Annotated in this window: 16 protein-coding genes and 1 rRNA gene; 14 read left to right on the top strand and 3 right to left on the bottom strand. The window is 40.2% G+C overall.

What is annotated here, in order from left to right; translation table 11 throughout:
- Positions 1-162 precede the first annotated feature (162 nt).
- From rrf to der, 6 genes are all read left to right on the top strand, one after another.
- A 5S ribosomal RNA gene (gene rrf, locus HMPREF1534_RS07375) occupies positions 163-273 on the top strand.
- A gap of 230 nt (positions 274-503) precedes the next feature.
- On the top strand, positions 504-1,037 hold the full coding sequence (locus HMPREF1534_RS07380; RefSeq protein ID WP_005941349.1) for a YceD family protein: 534 nt from the start codon (positions 504-506) through the stop codon (positions 1,035-1,037).
- A gap of 11 nt (positions 1,038-1,048) precedes the next feature.
- On the top strand, positions 1,049-1,234 hold the full coding sequence (gene rpmF, locus HMPREF1534_RS19850; protein WP_002562387.1) for a 50S ribosomal protein L32: 186 nt from the start codon (positions 1,049-1,051) through the stop codon (positions 1,232-1,234).
- A gap of 104 nt (positions 1,235-1,338) precedes the next feature.
- Entirely contained in the window at positions 1,339-2,343 is a 1,005-nt protein-coding gene (locus HMPREF1534_RS07385; protein WP_005941347.1) for a beta-ketoacyl-ACP synthase III, read from the top strand.
- Between the two features lie 82 nt (positions 2,344-2,425).
- Positions 2,426-3,307, top strand: coding sequence for a GTPase Era (era, locus tag HMPREF1534_RS07390; protein ID WP_005941344.1), 882 nt, complete (start codon positions 2,426-2,428; stop codon positions 3,305-3,307).
- A 33-nt stretch (positions 3,308-3,340) separates the two neighbouring features.
- Positions 3,341-4,654: a ribosome biogenesis GTPase Der gene (gene der / locus HMPREF1534_RS07395; RefSeq protein WP_005941342.1), complete on the top strand. Its 1,314-nt coding sequence runs from the start codon at positions 3,341-3,343 to the stop codon at positions 4,652-4,654.
- A 217-nt stretch (positions 4,655-4,871) separates the two neighbouring features.
- Here the strand turns inward: der and HMPREF1534_RS07400 are convergent, their stop codons facing one another.
- On the bottom strand, positions 4,872-5,648 hold the full coding sequence (locus tag HMPREF1534_RS07400; RefSeq protein WP_005941337.1) for an ABC transporter ATP-binding protein: 777 nt from the start codon (positions 5,646-5,648) through the stop codon (positions 4,872-4,874).
- Positions 5,645-6,388 (bottom strand): MlaE family ABC transporter permease, encoded by a 744-nt coding sequence (locus HMPREF1534_RS07405; protein ID WP_018452432.1) that lies wholly within the window; start codon positions 6,386-6,388, stop codon positions 5,645-5,647. The genes HMPREF1534_RS07400 and HMPREF1534_RS07405 overlap by 4 nt, the downstream gene beginning before the upstream one ends.
- A 128-nt stretch (positions 6,389-6,516) precedes the next feature.
- Between HMPREF1534_RS07405 and lptB the strand changes: the two genes are divergently transcribed.
- Positions 6,517-7,341 carry an LPS export ABC transporter ATP-binding protein gene (lptB, locus tag HMPREF1534_RS07410; RefSeq protein ID WP_005941334.1) on the top strand — a complete coding sequence of 275 codons (825 nt, stop codon included), beginning with the start codon at positions 6,517-6,519 and terminating at the stop codon, positions 7,339-7,341.
- Positions 7,342-7,437: 96 nt separating this feature from the next.
- Here lptB and HMPREF1534_RS07415 read toward each other — a convergent pair whose 3' ends face one another.
- Entirely contained in the window at positions 7,438-7,686 is a 249-nt protein-coding gene (locus tag HMPREF1534_RS07415) for an RNA recognition motif domain-containing protein (protein ID WP_005941332.1), read from the bottom strand.
- Positions 7,687-8,069: 383 nt separating this feature from the next.
- Between HMPREF1534_RS07415 and tig the strand changes: the two genes are divergently transcribed.
- The 7 genes from tig to HMPREF1534_RS07450 all read left to right on the top strand — a co-directional run bounded on the left by tig (position 8,070) and on the right by HMPREF1534_RS07450 (position 18,633).
- Positions 8,070-9,425: a trigger factor gene (gene tig, locus HMPREF1534_RS07420; protein ID WP_005941327.1), complete on the top strand. Its 1,356-nt coding sequence runs from the start codon at positions 8,070-8,072 to the stop codon at positions 9,423-9,425.
- Positions 9,426-9,603: 178 nt separating this feature from the next.
- The gene (gene clpP / locus HMPREF1534_RS07425; RefSeq protein WP_005941325.1) at positions 9,604-10,275 is read left to right on the top strand and encodes an ATP-dependent Clp endopeptidase proteolytic subunit ClpP; all 672 of its coding nucleotides are present in this window, start codon (positions 9,604-9,606) and stop codon (positions 10,273-10,275) included.
- A gap of 36 nt (positions 10,276-10,311) precedes the next feature.
- The gene (gene clpX / locus HMPREF1534_RS07430) at positions 10,312-11,559 is read left to right on the top strand and encodes an ATP-dependent Clp protease ATP-binding subunit ClpX (protein WP_005941324.1); all 1,248 of its coding nucleotides are present in this window, start codon (positions 10,312-10,314) and stop codon (positions 11,557-11,559) included.
- A gap of 156 nt (positions 11,560-11,715) precedes the next feature.
- The gene (gene recQ / locus HMPREF1534_RS07435) at positions 11,716-13,896 is read left to right on the top strand and encodes a DNA helicase RecQ (RefSeq protein WP_005941322.1); all 2,181 of its coding nucleotides are present in this window, start codon (positions 11,716-11,718) and stop codon (positions 13,894-13,896) included.
- A 168-nt stretch (positions 13,897-14,064) separates the two neighbouring features.
- Complete coding sequence (locus HMPREF1534_RS07440) at positions 14,065-14,421, top strand: BlaI/MecI/CopY family transcriptional regulator (RefSeq protein WP_005941320.1); 357 nt, start codon at positions 14,065-14,067, stop codon at positions 14,419-14,421.
- Between the two features lie 17 nt (positions 14,422-14,438).
- Positions 14,439-16,052 carry a M56 family metallopeptidase gene (locus HMPREF1534_RS07445; RefSeq protein ID WP_005941318.1) on the top strand — a complete coding sequence of 538 codons (1,614 nt, stop codon included), beginning with the start codon at positions 14,439-14,441 and terminating at the stop codon, positions 16,050-16,052.
- A gap of 451 nt (positions 16,053-16,503) precedes the next feature.
- Positions 16,504-18,633, top strand: a complete 2,130-nt coding sequence (locus HMPREF1534_RS07450) for a GDSL-type esterase/lipase family protein (protein ID WP_005941316.1) — start codon at positions 16,504-16,506, stop codon at positions 18,631-18,633.
- Positions 18,634-18,687: the final 54 nt, after the last annotated feature.

The raw sequence follows: 18,687 nt of genomic DNA, 5'->3' as shown, positions 1-18,687 counted from the left end.
GTAGACTACAACGTTGATAGGATGCAGGTGTAAAGATGGAGACATCAAAGCCGAGCATTACTAATTGCCCGTTCACTTTCTTTATATGCCGGATGTTGTATACGTTTAGCGGTTGCTATGAAATGAAATTACGGTTACAGCTTATCAATATGTCAACCTTCTTCAGGTGGCTATAGCACAAGGGTTCCACCTCTTCCCATTCCGAACAGAGAAGTTAAGCCTTGTCACGCCGATGGTACTGCGTAACAGTGGGAGAGTAGGTAGCCGCCGTTTTTGATGAAAGCCTCCAGTTTACGAACTGGAGGCTTTTTTATTTTTCTCCTCCTTTGATAGAGGTAGGAAGAAAGTCTTTGTAATAGATAAAAACGGTCGAAAAAGGAGTTAAATTCAAAAATATCTGCCAATTATGGTATGATAATGGAATATTATTTGTATCTTTGTTGCCCGATTTATATAGTATTGCTTTGGGAAAGTTTGATAAATATAAGATAGAATTGAAGAATATGAAGGCGGACTCTGTTAAATATGAGTTTACGCTGGATAATCAATTCTTTGTAGATCTGGATGGACCAGAAGTGCAAAAAGGAAAACTAACAGTGGAGCTGAATGTGAAAAAAACATCCGGTGTTTTCTTGTTAGAGTTCCAGACAGAAGGCTTTGTCATTGTACCATGTGACCGTTGTTTGGATGAAATGGAGTTACCCATTTTGACATCAGATAAGTTGAAAGTCAAATTAGGCTCTTCATTTACCGAAGAAGGTGATATTGTCGTGGTTCCTGAGGAAGACGGTTACATAAATATTGCATGGTTCTTATATGAGTTCATAGCATTGAATATTCCTATGAAACATGTGCATGCTCCGGGTAAATGTAATAAGGGTATGGTAGGTAAGCTGAGTAAGCATTTGCGCACTTCAGGTGATGATGATGACGATGATATTGCAGTTGAATTACCCGAAGAGGAAATTGGCAATGAAGAGCCACAAGAAATAGATCCGAGATGGAATGAATTAAAGAAAATATTAGATAATAATTAAAGTTTAGAAAAATGGCACATCCTAAAAGAAGACAATCAAAAACGAGAACTGCAAAGAGAAGAACTCATGACAAGGCAGTTGCTCCTACTTTAGCTATCTGCCCTAACTGCGGCGAATGGCATGTTTACCACACTGTATGTGGAGCTTGCGGTTATTATAGAGGTAAGTTAGCAATCGAAAAAGAAGCTGCTGTTTAATCAGTAGCTTTAAACACGTTTGTACGTTTTATAAAATAAAGCCGGCGAGCTTCGGCTCTGTCGGCTGTTTTTTTATAAAGAGTACAAACTAATAATTTGGAATGATGGAAAAAATTAATGCAGTAATAACAGGAGTCGGAGGTTATGTACCTGATTATGTCTTGACGAATGAAGAAATCTCAAGAATGGTAGATACCAATGATGAATGGATTATGACTCGAATTGGAGTTAAAGAGAGACGTATCCTTAATGAGGAAGGATTGGGAACATCGTATATGGCGCGTAAAGCAGCCAAACAACTGATGCAGAAAACCGGTTCAAATCCTGACGACATTGACGCGGTAATCGTAGCAACAACTACTCCTGACTATCATTTCCCTTCAACCGCTTCTATTCTGTGCGATAAGTTGGGATTGAAGAATGCATTTGCATTCGATTTGCAGGCTGCATGTTGCGGGTTCTTATACTTAATGGAAACAGCTGCTTCACTCATCGCATCTGGTAGACATAAAAAGATTATTATTGTTGGTGCTGATAAGATGTCGTCTATGGTAAACTACCAAGACCGTGCCACTTGCCCTATCTTTGGTGATGGTGCTGCGGCATGTATGGTAGAAGCTACTACAGAAGATTACGGGATAATGGATTCTATTCTGCGTACGGATGGTAAAGGTCTTCCTTTCCTTCATATGAAAGCAGGTGGTTCTGTGTGTCCTCCTTCTTATTTCACAGTAGATCATAAAATGCATTATCTCTATCAGGAAGGTAGAACAGTATTCAAATATGCTGTTTCAAATATGTCGGATATTACTGCAACTATTGCTGCAAACAATGGGTTGAATAAAGATAATATCGACTGGGTAATTCCTCATCAGGCAAATTTGCGTATCATTGATGCTGTTGCATCTCGCTTGGAAGTGCCTTTGGATAAGGTAATGATAAATATTCAGCGTTATGGAAATACCAGTGGAGCGACGCTTCCGTTGTGCCTTTGGGATTATGAAAAACAGCTGAAGAAAGGAGATAACCTGATATTTACAGCATTCGGCGCAGGTTTCACCTATGGAGCCGTTTATGTGAAATGGGGTTACGATGGTAGTAAGAGATAATAATCATTAAACTACAAATACAAATGAACGCATCCATATTCAGATGCGTTTTTTTGTCTGTAACCAATAAATTATAAAAATTATGCATAAGGCAGGGTTTGTAAATATAGTAGGAAATCCTAATGTGGGTAAGTCTACATTGATGAATTTGCTGGTAGGTGAACGTATCTCAATCGCTACGTTCAAGGCACAGACAACGCGTCATCGTATCATGGGTATTTTGAATACAGATGATATGCAGATTGTATTCTCGGATACTCCGGGAGTATTGAAACCGAATTATAAGTTGCAGGAAAGTATGCTTAATTTTTCGGAGTCGGCGCTGGCGGATGCTGATGTGTTATTGTATGTAACGGATGTGATAGAGAAACCTGACAAGAATCTGGAGTTTATCGAAAAGGTTCGTAAACTGCAAGTTCCTATCTTATTGCTGATTAATAAAATAGATTTGACTAATCAGGAAGAATTGGTAAAGCTGGTGGAAGAATGGCATGAATTGATTCCACAAGCAGAGATTATTCCTATTTCGGCTACTTCGAAGTTTAATATAGATGTAGTGATGAAACGCATCAAGGAATTGTTGCCCGATTCACCTCCCTATTTTGGTAAGGACCAATGGACGGATAAACCGGCCCGGTTCTTTGTAACGGAGATAATTCGTGAAAAGATTCTGCTTTATTATGACAAGGAGATTCCTTACTCGGTCGAAGTAGTTGTAGAACAATTTAAAGAAGATGCAAAGAGCATCCATATCAATGCGGTGATTTATGTGGAGCGTGATTCACAGAAAGGTATTATCATTGGTAAGCAAGGCAAGGCATTGAAGAAAGTGGCAACAGAAGCACGTAAGACTTTAGAGCATTTCTTTCAGAAGTCTGTTTATCTTGAAACTTTTGTGAAGGTGGATAAAGACTGGAGAAGCTCGGACAAAGAATTGAAAAACTTTGGGTATCAATTGGATTAAAATCGACTGTGATAGCCGTAAACAAGAAAGAACATGGGAAATTTAGTAGCAATCGTAGGACGTCCCAATGTGGGAAAATCTACACTTTTTAATCGTCTGACTAAGACTCGTCAGGCTATTGTAAATGAGCAGGCAGGAACAACCCGCGACCGTCAATATGGTAAGTCGGAATGGTTGGGACGTGAGTTTTCTGTCGTTGATACCGGCGGATGGGTGGTAAACTCGGATGATGTTTTTGAAGAGGAAATCCGTAAACAAGTATTGTTGGCTGTTGATGAAGCAGATGTAATCTTGTTTGTAGTAGATGTGGTGAATGGAGTAACAGACCTTGATATGGAGGTTGCTGCCATTTTGCGTCGTACCAAGAAGCCTGTTATTATGGTGGCAAACAAGACTGATAATAATGATTTGCAATATAATGCAGCAGAATTTTACTCATTGGGACTTGATGACCCGTATTGCATTTCTGCTTTGAGCGGATTCGGTACAGGAGACTTGATGGACTTGATTGTAAGTAAGTTTAATAAAGAAGGAGAAGAACTGTTGGATGAGGATATTCCCCGTTTTGCAGTTGTGGGCCGTCCGAATGCAGGAAAGTCATCTATCGTGAATGCCTTTATCGGTGAAGACCGTAATATTGTGACAGAGATCGCCGGTACTACGCGTGACTCTATCTATACTCGTTACGAGAAGTTCGGTTTTGATTTCTATTTGGTGGATACTGCCGGTATTCGCAAGAAGAATAAAGTGACGGAAGACTTGGAGTATTATTCCGTTATCCGTTCTATCCGCTCCATTGAGAACTCGGATGTATGTATTCTGATGATTGATGCTACCCGTGGTATAGAAGGGCAGGACTTGAATATATTTTCGCTTATCCAGCGTAACCAAAAGGGGCTGGTGGTAGTGGTCAATAAGTGGGATTTGGTAGAGAATAAAGACGCCAAGGTAATGAAGTCATACGAGGAGGCTATCCGCTCACGTTTTGCTCCATTTGTGGATTTTCCCATCATATTTGCTTCTGCCATGACTAAACAACGCATTTTTAAGGTGTTGGAAATGGCTAAGGAGGTTTATCATGCCCGCACAACCCGTATTCCGACAGCTCGTCTGAATGAAGAGATGTTGCCGTTGATTGAAGCGTATCCGCCTCCCTCAACAAAAGGAAAATACATTAAGATTAAATATTGTACCCAGTTGCCTAACACGCAAGTTCCTTCTTTCGTGTTCTTTGCCAACTTACCTCAATATGTAAAGGAGCCATATAAGCGTTTCCTTGAGAATAAGATGCGTGAGAAGTGGAAGCTGTCAGGTACTCCGATAAATATTTATATCAGACAGAAATAAAGTATTTAATATTAAAATCAAATGAGACTGTTTCAGAATAAGAGTATGAGACAGTCTCATTGTTTTTATTACTACATGGACGGAATGTTTCTATCCGAATGCATAAGCAAATCTTTTTTGGAAATCAGAGTGTCCCAACGGGAAAAATGCAAACAGATTTATCATCAATTCAGATGAACATGAACATACAGGTTCCTCCCTATGGTGGATAATTTCCTTATTTTTTCTTTTCCATTTCCCTAATCTCTTCCTCTTTTACTTTGCGCAATAAGTCGGAAGCGAAAATAAAGTTGTTCAGGCGTTCGTTTGTTGCTGTGAATACATCATTCTTAGTGCCTTCCCACTCTTTATGTCCTTGGTAGATGTAGAGAATACTGTCACCGATGCCCATTACGGAGTTCATATCATGGGTATTGATAATCGTGGTCATATTATATTCGGTAGTGATATCATGAATCAGTTCATCTATTACCAACGATGTTTTAGGGTCTAAGCCGGAGTTCGGTTCATCACAGAACAAGTATTGCGGATTCAGTGCGATGGCACGTGCAATGGCAACACGCTTTTGCATACCACCACTGATTTCGCCCGGATATTTATTTTGAGCTTCAATCAGATTGACACGGTCAAGGCAGAATTGAGCACGTCTCAGTCGGTCGCGATAGGTGTCATTAGAAAACATATCGAGGGGAAACATCACGTTTTCCAATACTGTCAGTGAATCAAACAAGGCAGCACTTTGGAAAATCATTCCCATTTCGCGGCGTAATGTCTTTTTTTCTTTCTTGTTCATGCTTAGGAAGTTACGCCCGTCATAGAGGATCTCTCCCTTTTCGGGTATCAGCAGCCCCACGATACATTTCATCAATACTGTTTTTCCCGAACCACTCTGACCGATAATCAGATTGGTTTTTCCGTTATCGAAAATAGCATTGATATCTACCAATACATCTTTGCCTTCGAATGACTTATATAATGATTTAACTTCTATCATCCCATTAAAAGTTGTGTTAATACTAAGTCAGAGAACAAAATCAGTACACTGCTCATGACCACAGAATCTGTACTAGCCTTGCCCACGGCTATGGAGCCGCCTTCCACCGTATAGCCGAAATAGGCCGACACGCTGGAAATGATAAAGGCAAAGAACAGTGATTTAATAAAGCTACACCAGACAAACCATTCTTGGAAACTGTATTGCAAGCCGTATTCCAAATCTTCCGCATTCAGCACGCCGCCGAACCAACAGGTGCAAAAGGCACCTATGATACCTGAGAAAATGCTAAAGATTACCAAAAAGGGAATCATAGTCATCAAAGCTGCAATTTTGGGCAGAATAAGATAGCCGGCCGAATTGACTCCCATTATTTCAAGAGCGTCGATTTGCTGAGTCACCCGCATTGTTCCTATCTCCGAAGCAATGTTGGAACCTACCTTACCGGCAAGGATGAGACACATGATGGAGGACGAAAATTCCAACAGCATGATTTCACGAGTAGTGTAACCAACTACAAAACGTGGCATCCAAGGGCTTTCGATGTTTAATTTGATTTGAATGGTAATCACTGCACCGATAAAGAATGAAATGAGCAACACAATGCCGATAGAATTTACTCCCAGTTGCACCATTTCATTGAGGTATTGCTTGAAAAACATTCTCATACGTTCCGGACGTGCAAAAGTACGTCCCATCAGTATGATGTATTTTCCTACAGTTGTTATGGGTCTTATCATCATAGTTTTCACAATTTCCTGCAAAAGTAGCCTTTTTTGTCTATATAAATGCAAAAGATGTTCTGATTTTCTGTTCTGTTATGCGTTTCCTAAACTTTTTTAGTACTTTTGTTCCAAAATTCGTAGATATGTCAGAGCTGGAAATAGAACAACAAAATGCAATGCCCGAAAATGGTAAAATGGTATTGCGTACTGAAAATCTGGTAAAGAAGTACGGCAAACGTACTGTAGTGAGCCATGTTTCCTTTGATGTGAAGCAGGGGGAGATTGTCGGTTTATTGGGGCCGAACGGGGCAGGTAAGACTACTTCTTTTTATATGACTACCGGTTTGATCGTACCCAATGAAGGACATATTTATTTGAATGACTTGGATATCACTTCCTATCCTGTGTATAAACGGGCTCAAAACGGTATCGGCTATTTGGCACAAGAAGCGTCTGTATTCCGCAAGATGAGTGTGGAAGATAATATCGCTTCTGTTTTGGAACTGACAAAGACCAGTCCCGAATATCAAAAAGAGAAACTGGAAAGTTTGATAGCAGAGTTTCGCTTGCAAAAAGTGCGTAAGAATTTGGGAGACCAGTTGTCGGGAGGAGAGCGCCGTCGAACGGAGATAGCCCGTTGTCTGGCAATCGACCCTAAGTTTATTATGCTTGATGAACCGTTTGCCGGTGTAGACCCTATCGCAGTAGAGGATATACAGCATATTGTGTGGAAACTGAAAGATAAGAATATTGGCATTCTGATAACTGACCATAATGCATTGGAAACTCTGCGCTTGACAGACCGGGCCTATTTATTGTTTGAAGGAAAGATTCTGTTTCAAGGTACGCCCGAAGAATTGGCAGAGAATCCGGTTGTTCGCGAAAAGTATTTGGGAACCAATTTTGTACTTCGCCGTAAAGACTTCCAATTGGAAGAAGCCAACCGAAAACAGCAGATGCAAGGCTAAAAGATATATTAGTTACGTATAGGCTTAATAAATACCAAATAAAAAAGGCTGCAAATAGTTAATTCGCAGCCTTTTTTAGTCTGTATCAATCAGTAATTACATTCGTTTCGGTAATGCTTCTTTGATAACCAATTGACGGCCCATAAATTCAGAACCGTTCAGTTCGTTGATGGCTTTAGCAGCATCCTGATCATCTTCCATTTCAACAAAAGCAAATCCTTTTGACTTACCTGTTTCACGGTCTTTGATAACCTTTACAGAAGTTACTACTCCGTAAGCAGACATTGCCTGTTCCAAATCTCCTTCCTTAACACGGTAGTTAAGGTTTCCAACATACATATTCATAGTGAAAAAATAAAAATAAATAAAATAAAAAATACTCTCTGAATGGTGATTATGAATGAGATAGGGGGATTAGAACGACAGAGAGTTTACGTAAGTGCTATGCGTACAGAAGTAAAACCTTGTAATAAAAATCACTAGCTATATTATCTATCACCAGTTCGACCACAAAGGAACGCATAAAATTTGAATAAGCAAGAAAAAAAGCGACTTTTTTTTCTTTTTTTTATTTGTGCCATTTTATTTATCTTTTATCAGGCTACTTTCTGTTGTCAATTAGTTTTTTTTAGCCTGTGTATTTGGTAATTGAAAGATTAAACACTAATTTTGCAACCTCTTTAATGAGAAAATCTGAAAGAAGTAACAATTAAATAAAATAAGTCAGAATGAATATTTCATTGCAAAACGTTGACAAGGTAAGTGCATTGCTTACTGTTAATATCGAAAAGGCCGATTATCAGGAAAAAGTAGAAAAAGTGTTGAAGACTTACCGTCAGAAAGCCAACATACCGGGTTTCCGTAAAGGCATGGTACCTATGAGTCTTATCAAAAAGCAATTTGGTAAAGCTGTGCTTGCTGAAGAAGTTGATAAGCTGATGCAGGAAAAAGTAAACGAATATATCCATGAAAACAAAGTGAATATGCTGGGTATGCCGTTGCCGAATGCTGAAAAGATGCAACCGGTGGATTTTGATACTCAGGAAAACTTTGAGTTTGTGTTCGATATCGCTTTGGCTCCTGAATTCAATGCTGAAATCACAAATCAGGATACAGTAGATTATTATACGATTGAAGTGGCTGACGAATTGGTGGAACAGCAAGTGAAGATGTACACTCAGCGTGCAGGCAAATATGATAAGGTAGAAGCCTATGAAGACAAAGACATGATTAAAGGTCTGTTGGCTGAATTGGATGAAAACGGTAATACTAAAGAAGGGGGAATTCAGGTAGAAGGTGCTGTAATGATGCCGACTTACATGAAGAACGATGACCAAAAAGCAATTTTCAACGGAGCTAAGGTTAATGACGTTTTGGTATTCAACCCTGCTACTGCATTTGATAACAACGAAGCAGAACTGTCTTCATTGTTGAAAATCAAGAAAGAAGAAGTTGCGGACGTTAAAGGTAACTTCAGCTTCCAAGTGGAAGAAATCACCCGCATGGTTCCTGCAGAATTGAACCAGGAATTGTTTGATCAGGTGTTTGGCAAAGACACAGTGAAGAGTGAAGAAGAATTCCGTGCAAAAATCAAAGAAGGAATTGCCGTTCAGTTTGAAGCAGACAGCAACTACAAGTTCTTGATGGATGTTCGTGATTACCTGACTAAGAGAGTAGGCAAACTTGAGTTCCCGGATGCTTTGTTGAAGCGCATCATGTTGCTGAATAATGAAGAAAAGGGAGAAGCGTTCGTTGCTGAAAATTACGAAAAGAGCATCGAAGAACTGACTTGGCATTTGATTAAAGAACAGCTGATTGCTGCAAATGAAATCAAGGTAGAGCAAGCAGATGTCTTGAATATGGCTAAAGAAGCTACCCGTCTTCAGTTCGCTCAGTATGGCATGTTGAACATTCCTGAAGAAATGCTCGAAAACTATGCAAAAGAAATGCTGAAGAAAAAAGAATCAGTAGAATCTTTAGTGAACCGCGCCGTAGAAAGCAAACTGGCTGCTGCTTTGAAAGAAAAAGCAACATTGAACCACAAGTCGGTTACAATGGAAGAATTCAACAAGATGTTTGAATAATATTTTGGTGAGATAAGCATTGATTGCTAAATCTTACTAAAAAAGGGGGCTTTTGACCAAAAATTTTCGTTATAAGCAAAAGTTTCGATACGTCGACCGTATTTTTTTGTACTTTTGTTTGTTTGAAAAAATGGGGTTGAAAGCCTCTTTTTGTGAATAATAACTAAACCATTAAATTATGGATGATTTTAGAAAATTTGCTACTAAGCATTTAGGAATGAGCAGCATGGTGCTGGATGATGTCATTAAGTCTCAAGGCGGATATCTGAACCCTTATATTTTGGAAGAACGTCAGTTGAATGTGACACAGCTCGATGTATTCTCGCGTTTGATGATGGACAGAATTATCTTTTTGGGTACAGAAATCAATGACTATACGGCCAATACTCTTCAGGCTCAGCTCCTTTATCTGGATTCTGTAGATTCAGGAAAAGATATATCTATTTATATTAATTCGCCGGGTGGTTCTGTTTATGCCGGATTGGGCATTTATGACACCATGCAATTTATCAATAGTGATGTGGCTACTATTTGTACCGGTATGGCTGCTTCGATGGCTGCTGTTTTGCTGGTTGCGGGAACAGAAGGAAAACGTTCGGCGCTGACACACTCTCGTGTTATGATTCATCAGCCGATGGGAGGCACTCAAGGTCAGGCTTCGGACATTGAAATTACAGCACGTGAAATAATGAAGCTGAAGAAAGAGCTTTATACAATCATAGCAGAGCATTCGCATACTGATTTTGATAAGGTGTGGGCTGATTCAGATCGCGATTACTGGATGACGGCTCAGGAAGCAAAAGAGTATGGTATGATTGACGAAGTGCTGTCTCGTAAACCGGCTCTATAATATATAAGGTATAATTACATTAATATTAAGAGAAAATTGGAAGATAGTAAAACACCAAGAAACAAGAGAAAATGCAGTTTTTGCGGACGCTCTGAAAATGAGGTAGGTTTTCTTATTACCGGCATGAATGGCTGTATTTGTGACAGTTGTTCCGAGCAGGCATACGAAATTACCAAAGAAGCCCTTCGTCAGTCGCAAGGAAAGGCTGAAGAACTCAACTTGAAAGAGTTGCCTAAACCTCAACAGATTAAAGAATTCCTGGACGAGTATGTTATCGGTCAGGATGATGCGAAAAGATATCTTTCGGTAGCTGTTTACAATCACTATAAACGTTTGCTTCAGAATGCAGACGAGGATGATGTAGAAATTGAAAAATCCAACATCATCATGGTGGGTAGCACAGGAACCGGAAAAACACTGCTTGCACGTACGATAGCAAAACTATTGCATGTTCCTTTTACCATTGTTGATGCTACTGTTTTGACCGAAGCCGGGTATGTGGGGGAAGATATTGAAAGCCTTCTGACTCGTTTGCTCCAAGTGGCGGACTACAATGTGGCCGAAGCCGAAAAAGGTATTGTATTCATAGATGAAATCGACAAGATAGCCCGTAAGGGAGACAATCCTTCCATTACCCGTGATGTAAGCGGTGAGGGAGTACAGCAAGGTTTGTTGAAATTGTTGGAAGGTTCGGTTGTCAATGTTCCGCCTCAGGGAGGACGCAAGCACCCGGATCAGAAAATGATTCAGGTCAATACCAAAAATATTCTGTTTATTTGTGGCGGAGCGTTTGATGGTATTGAACGAAAGATTGCCCAGCGTCTCAACACTAATGTTGTAGGCTACAGTGCAGCCAAAGAAACGGTAAAAATAGACCGTGGTAATATGATGCAGTATATTGCACCCCAGGATTTGAAGTCATTCGGACTGATACCCGAAATAATCGGTCGTCTGCCTATTCTTACTTATTTGAATCCGTTGGATAGAAATGCATTGCGCAGCATTCTTACGGAGCCAAAAAATTCTATTATCAAGCAGTATGTCAAACTGTTTAAAATGGATAAAATAGAATTGGTATTTCAGCCCGAAGTATTCGAATACATAGTTGACAAAGCTATCGAATACAAACTTGGAGCCCGTGGATTACGTTCCATTGTAGAGACAATTATGATGGATATGATGTTTGAATTACCATCAAAGAAGGTGAAAAGCTTCGAAGTGACGTTGGATTACGCCCAAAAACAGATGGATAAAGCAAATATCTCACGGTTGCAAAATGCTTAGTATCAATATAGTAAAGGGAGAGAGAAAGAAAAATGCAATTCTTCTGAAAAATATTACTCGAAATATTCGTGTAATTTGAGAACTTGTTTATAACTTTGTTAGACAACAAAAGATGTAAAAACAAGAACGGGGAACCGCGAAAAACTATTTGAGACAATGGAGGAGAATATAAATTTGACTAACGCACTGAAAAAGTATTTTGGATTTGATACTTTCAAGGGAAACCAAGAAGCAATTATCCGTAATTTGCTGGCGGGAAACGATACATTTGTATTAATGCCTACAGGTGGCGGAAAATCATTATGTTATCAGTTGCCTTCACTCATCATGGAAGGAACGGCAATTGTTATATCTCCTTTAATTGCATTAATGAAAAATCAGGTGGATGCCATGCGTAACTTCAGCGAAGAAGACGGAGTGGCTCATTTCATCAATTCTTCATTAAACAAGTCGGCTATCGACCAGATAAAATCAGATATTTTGAGCGGGAAGACCAAACTGCTCTATGTGGCTCCCGAGTCATTGACGAAGGAAGAAAACGTAGAGTTTCTGAGAGGCGTGAAGATTTCTTTTTATGCAGTAGACGAGGCACACTGTATTTCGGAATGGGGACACGATTTCCGTCCCGAGTACCGTAGGATCCGTCCTATTATAAATGAAATAGGAAAGGCACCTGTCATCGCGCTTACAGCTACAGCTACTCCGAAAGTTCGTATGGACATTCAGAAGAACTTGGGAATGCTGGATGCGGCAGAATTTAAATCTTCATTCAATCGTCCGAATCTTTATTATGAAGTACGCCCCAAAACGAATAATATCGACCGTGACATTATTAAGTTTATCAAGGCAAATTCAGGCAAGTCAGGCATTATTTACTGCCTGAGCCGTAAGAAAGTAGAAGAACTGGCAGAAATATTGCAAGCCAACGGCATCAATGCCCGTGCTTATCATGCCGGTATGGATTCGGCAACACGCACCGCCAATCAGGATGGTTTCCTGAAAGAAGACATCGACGTAATTGTAGCTACTATCGCTTTTGGAATGGGCATTGACAAGCCTGATGTGCGTTTTGTGATACACTATGATATTCCTAAAAGTCTGGAAGGCTATTATCAGGAAACTGGTAGAGCCGGACGTGATGGGGGAGAAGGTATGTGCATTACATTTTATTCCAATAAAGATTTGCAGAAACTGGAAAAGTTTATGCAGGGAAAACCGGTGGCGGAACAGGAAATAGGCAAACAGCTGTTGCTTGAAACAGCAGCATACGCCGAATCGTCGGTATGTCGTCGCAAATCGTTATTACATTATTTTGGTGAAGAGTTTACAGAAGATAATTGTGGAAATTGTGATAACTGTTTAAATCCTAAAAAGCAAGTGGAGGCTCAGGATTCATTGTGTGCCGTGATTGAAACAATCATAGCGGTAAAAGAAAACTTTAAAGCAGATTATATAATAGACATTCTTCTGGGTAAGGAAACTACGGAAGTACTTGCTCATAAACATGAAGAGCTTGAAGTATTCGGCTCGGGCATGGGGGAAGAAGATAAAACGTGGAATGCTGTCATTCGCCAAGCGTTGATAGCCGGTTATTTAAGCAAAGATGTCGAGAACTACGGATTACTGAAGGTGACTTCGGCAGGGCATAAGTTCCTGAAGAATCCGAAATCGTTCAAGATAGTGGAAGATAATGATTTTGAAGAGGAAGAAGAAGAAACTCCGGTTCGGGGAGGTGCTTCATGCGCAGTAGACCCTGTGCTTTATTCCATGCTGAAAGATTTGCGCAAGAAGCTGTCGAAGAAGCTGGATGTTCCTCCTTATGTTATATTCCAAGATCCTTCTCTGGAGGCAATGGCAACCATCTATCCCGTTACGCTGGAAGAACTTCAGAATATTCCGGGAGTGGGTGCAGGCAAAGCTAAACGTTACGGTCAGGAGTTCTGTGTATTAATAAAGAAGCACTGCGAAGAAAATGAGATTGAACGTCCGGAAGATTTGCGTGTCCGTACTGTTGCTAACAAATCTAAGTTGAAGGTATCTATCATTCAGGCTATCGACCGCAAGGTTGCTCTTGATGATATTGCCGTATCCAAAGGACTGGAATTCAGTGAACTGTTGGATGAGGTAGAAGCTATCGTTTATTCGGGTACTAAGTTGAATATTGACTATTTCCTCGAAGAAATTATGGATGAAGACCACTTGGATGATATCTATGATTATTTCAAAGAGTCTACAACCGATAAAATAGACGATGCAATGGAAGAATTGGGTGATGACTATACTGAGGACGAAATCCGTTTGGTTCGTATCAAGTTCATTTCTGAAATGGCAAACTAAGCAAAGGATTAATATACAAAGAAAGCCGGGTTTCTAAGCAGAATCCGGCTTTCTTTATATTGTATCGTTAATTACTATTAAATATAATACTTCTACTAATTTATTTAGTAGATTGTATTAAACTTTGCTTATATTTGTAGTGTATCTAACTGATAAACAAAGAAAAAAATGAAAAAACTGACAGCAAAGGAAGAAGAGATTATGAATATCTTTTGGCAACACGGACCAATGTTTATTCGTGAGATGCTGGCCTTTTATAAGGAACCTAAGCCTCATTATAATACCGTGGCTACATTGGTAAAACTGTTGGTTGAGAAAGGATTTGTAACTTTTCGTGTGTGGGGTAATAGTTATCGCTATGATGCGATAGTCTCGGAGAAAGAATACAAAGGGGCGGCATTGAGTGATGTTATTTCGCAATATTATGACAACTCTTATACTCGGGTAGTGTCACAGTTCATTGAGGAGGAGAAAATGGGACTGGATGAACTGAAGGCGTTGATAGCAAAAATTGAAAAAGGATAGGAATAAAAGAAATCGTTATGACTGCTTTTATTATTTATATATTGAAAAGCACCCTCTGTCTGTCTGCGTTTTATTTGTTGTACCGACTGCTGTTCAGGGGAACCACTCATTTTCGGTTTAATCGCCGGGTCTTGTTGTTGGGCTTGTTGGTGTGTTCATTACTTCCTTTGGTACATTTCACTTTAGAGGAAGAATTACCTGTGCATCGTTCGTTGCGTATGTTGGATGAGGCATTGACTAAAGTTACTTTGCCCCAAACAAGACAGGCTGAGGTGGGAGCGGTTGTTTCTGCCGATGCCGGAGAAAGTACATTTCTTTATTCCCGGTTTTTCTTTTTTCTTTATGTCGGGGGGTGTTCTTTTGTTTTGCTCCTGTTTTTGGCGGCATACATCCGTATGTGGCATCTGATAAAAAGCGCTTCTGTATATCGCGAAAGTGGTGTATGTTGGATAGTGACGGACAGGCAGGTAAGCCCCTTTAGTTGGGGAAATTATATTGTGATGAACCGTAAGGATTATGAAGCCTATCCGTTGATACGCTTGCACGAACAGATGCATGTATTTTATGGCCACTCGTGGGATAGCCTTTGGATGCAGTTATTACAGGTTTTCCACTGGTTCAATCCGGTGGTATGGCTGTGGCAGAAAGAGTTGCGTGACCTGCATGAGTATCAGGCAGACCATGGAGTAATCAGTTGTGGTATTGATGTAAAAACATATCAATTATTATTGGTGGAAAAAGCTGTGGGCACAAGGCTCTACTCTATGGCCTGCGGTTTCGACCATTGTTCACTTAAAAAACGTATAACTATGATGATGGAAAGAAAAACACCCGGATGGAAGCGCTTGTATATCTTGATAGCGTTTCCGTTGGCTGCGGGAGCCGTGTTCGTTTTCGCCCAGCCTAAAGTAGATGCGGCTTTACAAACAGTAGTAGTGAGACAGGCGGCCATGTGCGACAGCAGTTCGCTGAATATGTCGGTTTCGGCGGCTGATTATGCTGGACTGGCGCCGGATGCCGTTGCATTTGATGTGTATGTTAACCAGCGCAACCAGTTGATGATTGGCGTTTTTGACAAGATGGATGTGGTAAAGTTGGAAGGATTGGCAGATGCTGTATCGAAGAGATTGGTAGCCGACTTCTCTTCCCGATATGCCAAGAACAAGGAGGTGCCGCAGATAGTGGCTTGCATCACAGCCGACCGGAATGCGAAGATGGGTTGCGTTTACGAGACTAAGCAGCAGATAAGTCGCGGATATGAGTTGGCTTTGCGTGAGTTGAGTGCGGAGTATTCTGCCGAACTGTTGCAGCATAGTCTTTCCAACCGGATTGTTTATAATCCTCCCCGGTCTTATGGAAATCCGGTTGCAAAAGTGGCGGATAAAAACAAGCGCTTGGAAGGATTTGGCATCACGATTTTCATGGAAGGAGAAGAGAAAAGAAGTTTGAGAGATTTTACTTTACAGGAATTGGAATCTGAAATAGCTTCCTTGCTTGAAAGGGTGGACATATCGAAAAACGTGATATCCATCGGTCTGAATGTGCCGAAGGATGTGCAAGAAGGTATGGTGTATGATGTCAAGCAGGTGTTGCGTAAGTTGTATCTTTTGAAGGTCGATGTAGCTCATTAAATCTTGAGAATTGACTTCTGCCGGTGATAGTAATGAAGTTTAGAAAAAAACTGCTTTCACACAAAACGAGGCGTAACTTGTTGATATATAGTGTAGAGAGGTGAAATGTACTATACGCTATGTGTGAAGGCAGATTTCACAAACTTTATTTGGATGTGCAATCAGGGATGTCTTATTTGCTGTTGTGCCCATTGCCACTCCGAAAAGACCTTGGAGTTTTTAAAAAAGTTCAAGGTCTTTTTTTAAAACTTCTTGTTCTTTTTAAGGGACTGTATACTGATTTATTAAATTGGGTTTGTTTGTCTGTATCTCCAATCATCTTCCCCACTTTTTTTGAATATAGAGAATTTGTACTATTTTTGTTTTTGGAAATGACAATAGGTACTTTGTCCCGTTCAGATATTTGCTAAAATGAGTACTCTAGGACTAAATTAAATCTATTAAAATACGAATGAAAACGAATCTGATTTGTGTATTGCTTTTATCCTTTTTCTTAGTAAAAATGGATGCTTTTGCTCAAAAAGCAGTTATTAAAGTAGCTTGCGTTGGAAATAGTATTACTTATGGAGCTAACATTCCCAATCGCAATAAAAATAGTTATCCGGCTCAGTTGCAAGCTTATTTGGGAAGTGATTACGAGGTCAGGAATTATGGAATTTCGGGTTGCACTCTTTTGTCAAAAGGGGATTATCCTTATGTAAAGACCCGTGCATTTGCAGATTCACATACATTTCAGCCGGATATTGTGCTCATAAAATTAGGAACCAATGATACCAAACCTCAAAACTGGCAATATAAAGATGATTTTATAGGAGATTATCAGCGACTTATTGATAGTTATAAATCATTACCTTCACATCCGCGTATCATTTTGCTGACTCCTGTCCGTTGCTTTCTGACGGATGATTCCTCCATCAGTGCAGAGCGGATAGCTGCTTCGGTTCGTCCTATGATAGAAGAGATTGCATGGAAAAACAAGTTAGAAATACTCAACCTGTTTAATTTGTTGGGTGACCAATGGGAATCACATCTTTTACCGGATCGCTTGCATCCGTCTTCTATCGGTGCCGGAAAAATGGCTCGTCAAATAGGTTCTTATTTGATTCTTACTGCAGGGTGTACAGAACAAGATAAAGCTGATTGGTTGCAAGGTAAAGAAGAATTTAATTTTCATGGTTTCTGTGGATATCAGTTTGATTGTGACGGGGCTGCTTGCAAGATTGTGAAACCTTATAAGGAGGCGAAAGGAAAGCCGTGGGTGATGCGTGCTCGATTTTGGGGACATCAACCTCAAACGGATATTGCGTTGTTGGAACAGGGATTTCATATTGCCTATTGTGATGTGGCTGATATGTATGGGGCGGACAAAGCTGTCAAACGTTGGAATAAATTGTATGCAAAGATGGTAAAAGAAGGCTTCCATAAGAAAGTTGTTTTGGAAGGTATGAGCCGGGGAGGATTGATTGTCTACAACTGGGCTGTACAAAATACTGATAAAGTTGCCTGTATCTATGCGGATGCGCCGGTGATGGATATTAAAAGCTGGCCGATGGGGAGAGGTGCTTCGGAGGGGTCGGATGATGATGTTCGGCAATTGCTTTCAGCATATGGATTTTCAAATGAAGAAGCAGCTTTAAAGTGGCGGAAAAATCCGGTGAATCATGCCGGGAAAATAGCAAAAGCCGGTATTCCTTGCTTGCACGTTGTGGGCGATGCGGACAAGGTTGTTCCGGTTAGTGAAAATACAGCTGTATTTGAAGAAGAAATGGAACGTTTGGGAGTTCCTGTTACTGTGATACATAAACCGGGAGTAGGGCATCATCCTCATTCGTTGAATAACCCCGAACCTATCGTACATTTTATTTTATCGGCTTTACATCGTCTCCCCAATGAATGTATCCATGCTGTTCCCGGGAATGAGTTCCGTTCCGGGGCCGGATGGGTAAAAGGCGTTGAATGGCATGAGGTGGATGCTGATATTAAAGCAACTTTGGCAAACAGGAAGCTGAAATTATTGCTGTTGGGTAATTCCATTACTCAGGGATGGGGAGGCACCCGAAAAGCTGTAGCCTATAAGCCCGGCAAAGAGGCAATGGATAGGGTACTTGGTGAGAAGACGTGGGAAAGTGCGGGAATATCGGGTGACCGTACTCAGAATCTTCTTTGGCGTATCCGCAATGATGATTATAATTGTTGTAAACCGGAGGTTGTTGTGATAGCTATCGGCATTAATAATTTAATATCAGGTGAAAATACACCGGAAGAAGTGGCGGAAGGTATTGTCGCTGTTACAAAGGAAGCGGTTATTGCTTTCCCCGATTCTCGTATCCTTCTTTTAGGTCTTCTCCCCGCAGGTAAGGAGAAAGGAAGTGCAATTCGCATGAGTTGTGATAAAATTCATGCCATATTGAAAAAAAAGAAATTGGCTGGCGCTGAATATGTGAATCCTACCGAATGGTTCTTGGATGCAGATGGAAGAATACGTGACGAACTTTATAGCGGTGATTATACACACTTGACGGAGGAAGGATATAAATTAATGGCTGATAAAATAATGAAGGCTTTGTTAGAGCGGGGTTGATTATTTTTTTTGCTAAATTTTCTTTCACCCTAACAAAAAAATATTCTATCATTT

It is taken from the genome of Phocaeicola massiliensis B84634 = Timone 84634 = DSM 17679 = JCM 13223, assembly GCF_000382445.1.
GTDB classification, from domain to species: domain Bacteria; phylum Bacteroidota; class Bacteroidia; order Bacteroidales; family Bacteroidaceae; genus Phocaeicola; species Phocaeicola massiliensis.
Note: the sequence above shows the minus strand (reverse complement) of the source record. Positions and strands in the feature narration are given on the sequence as shown.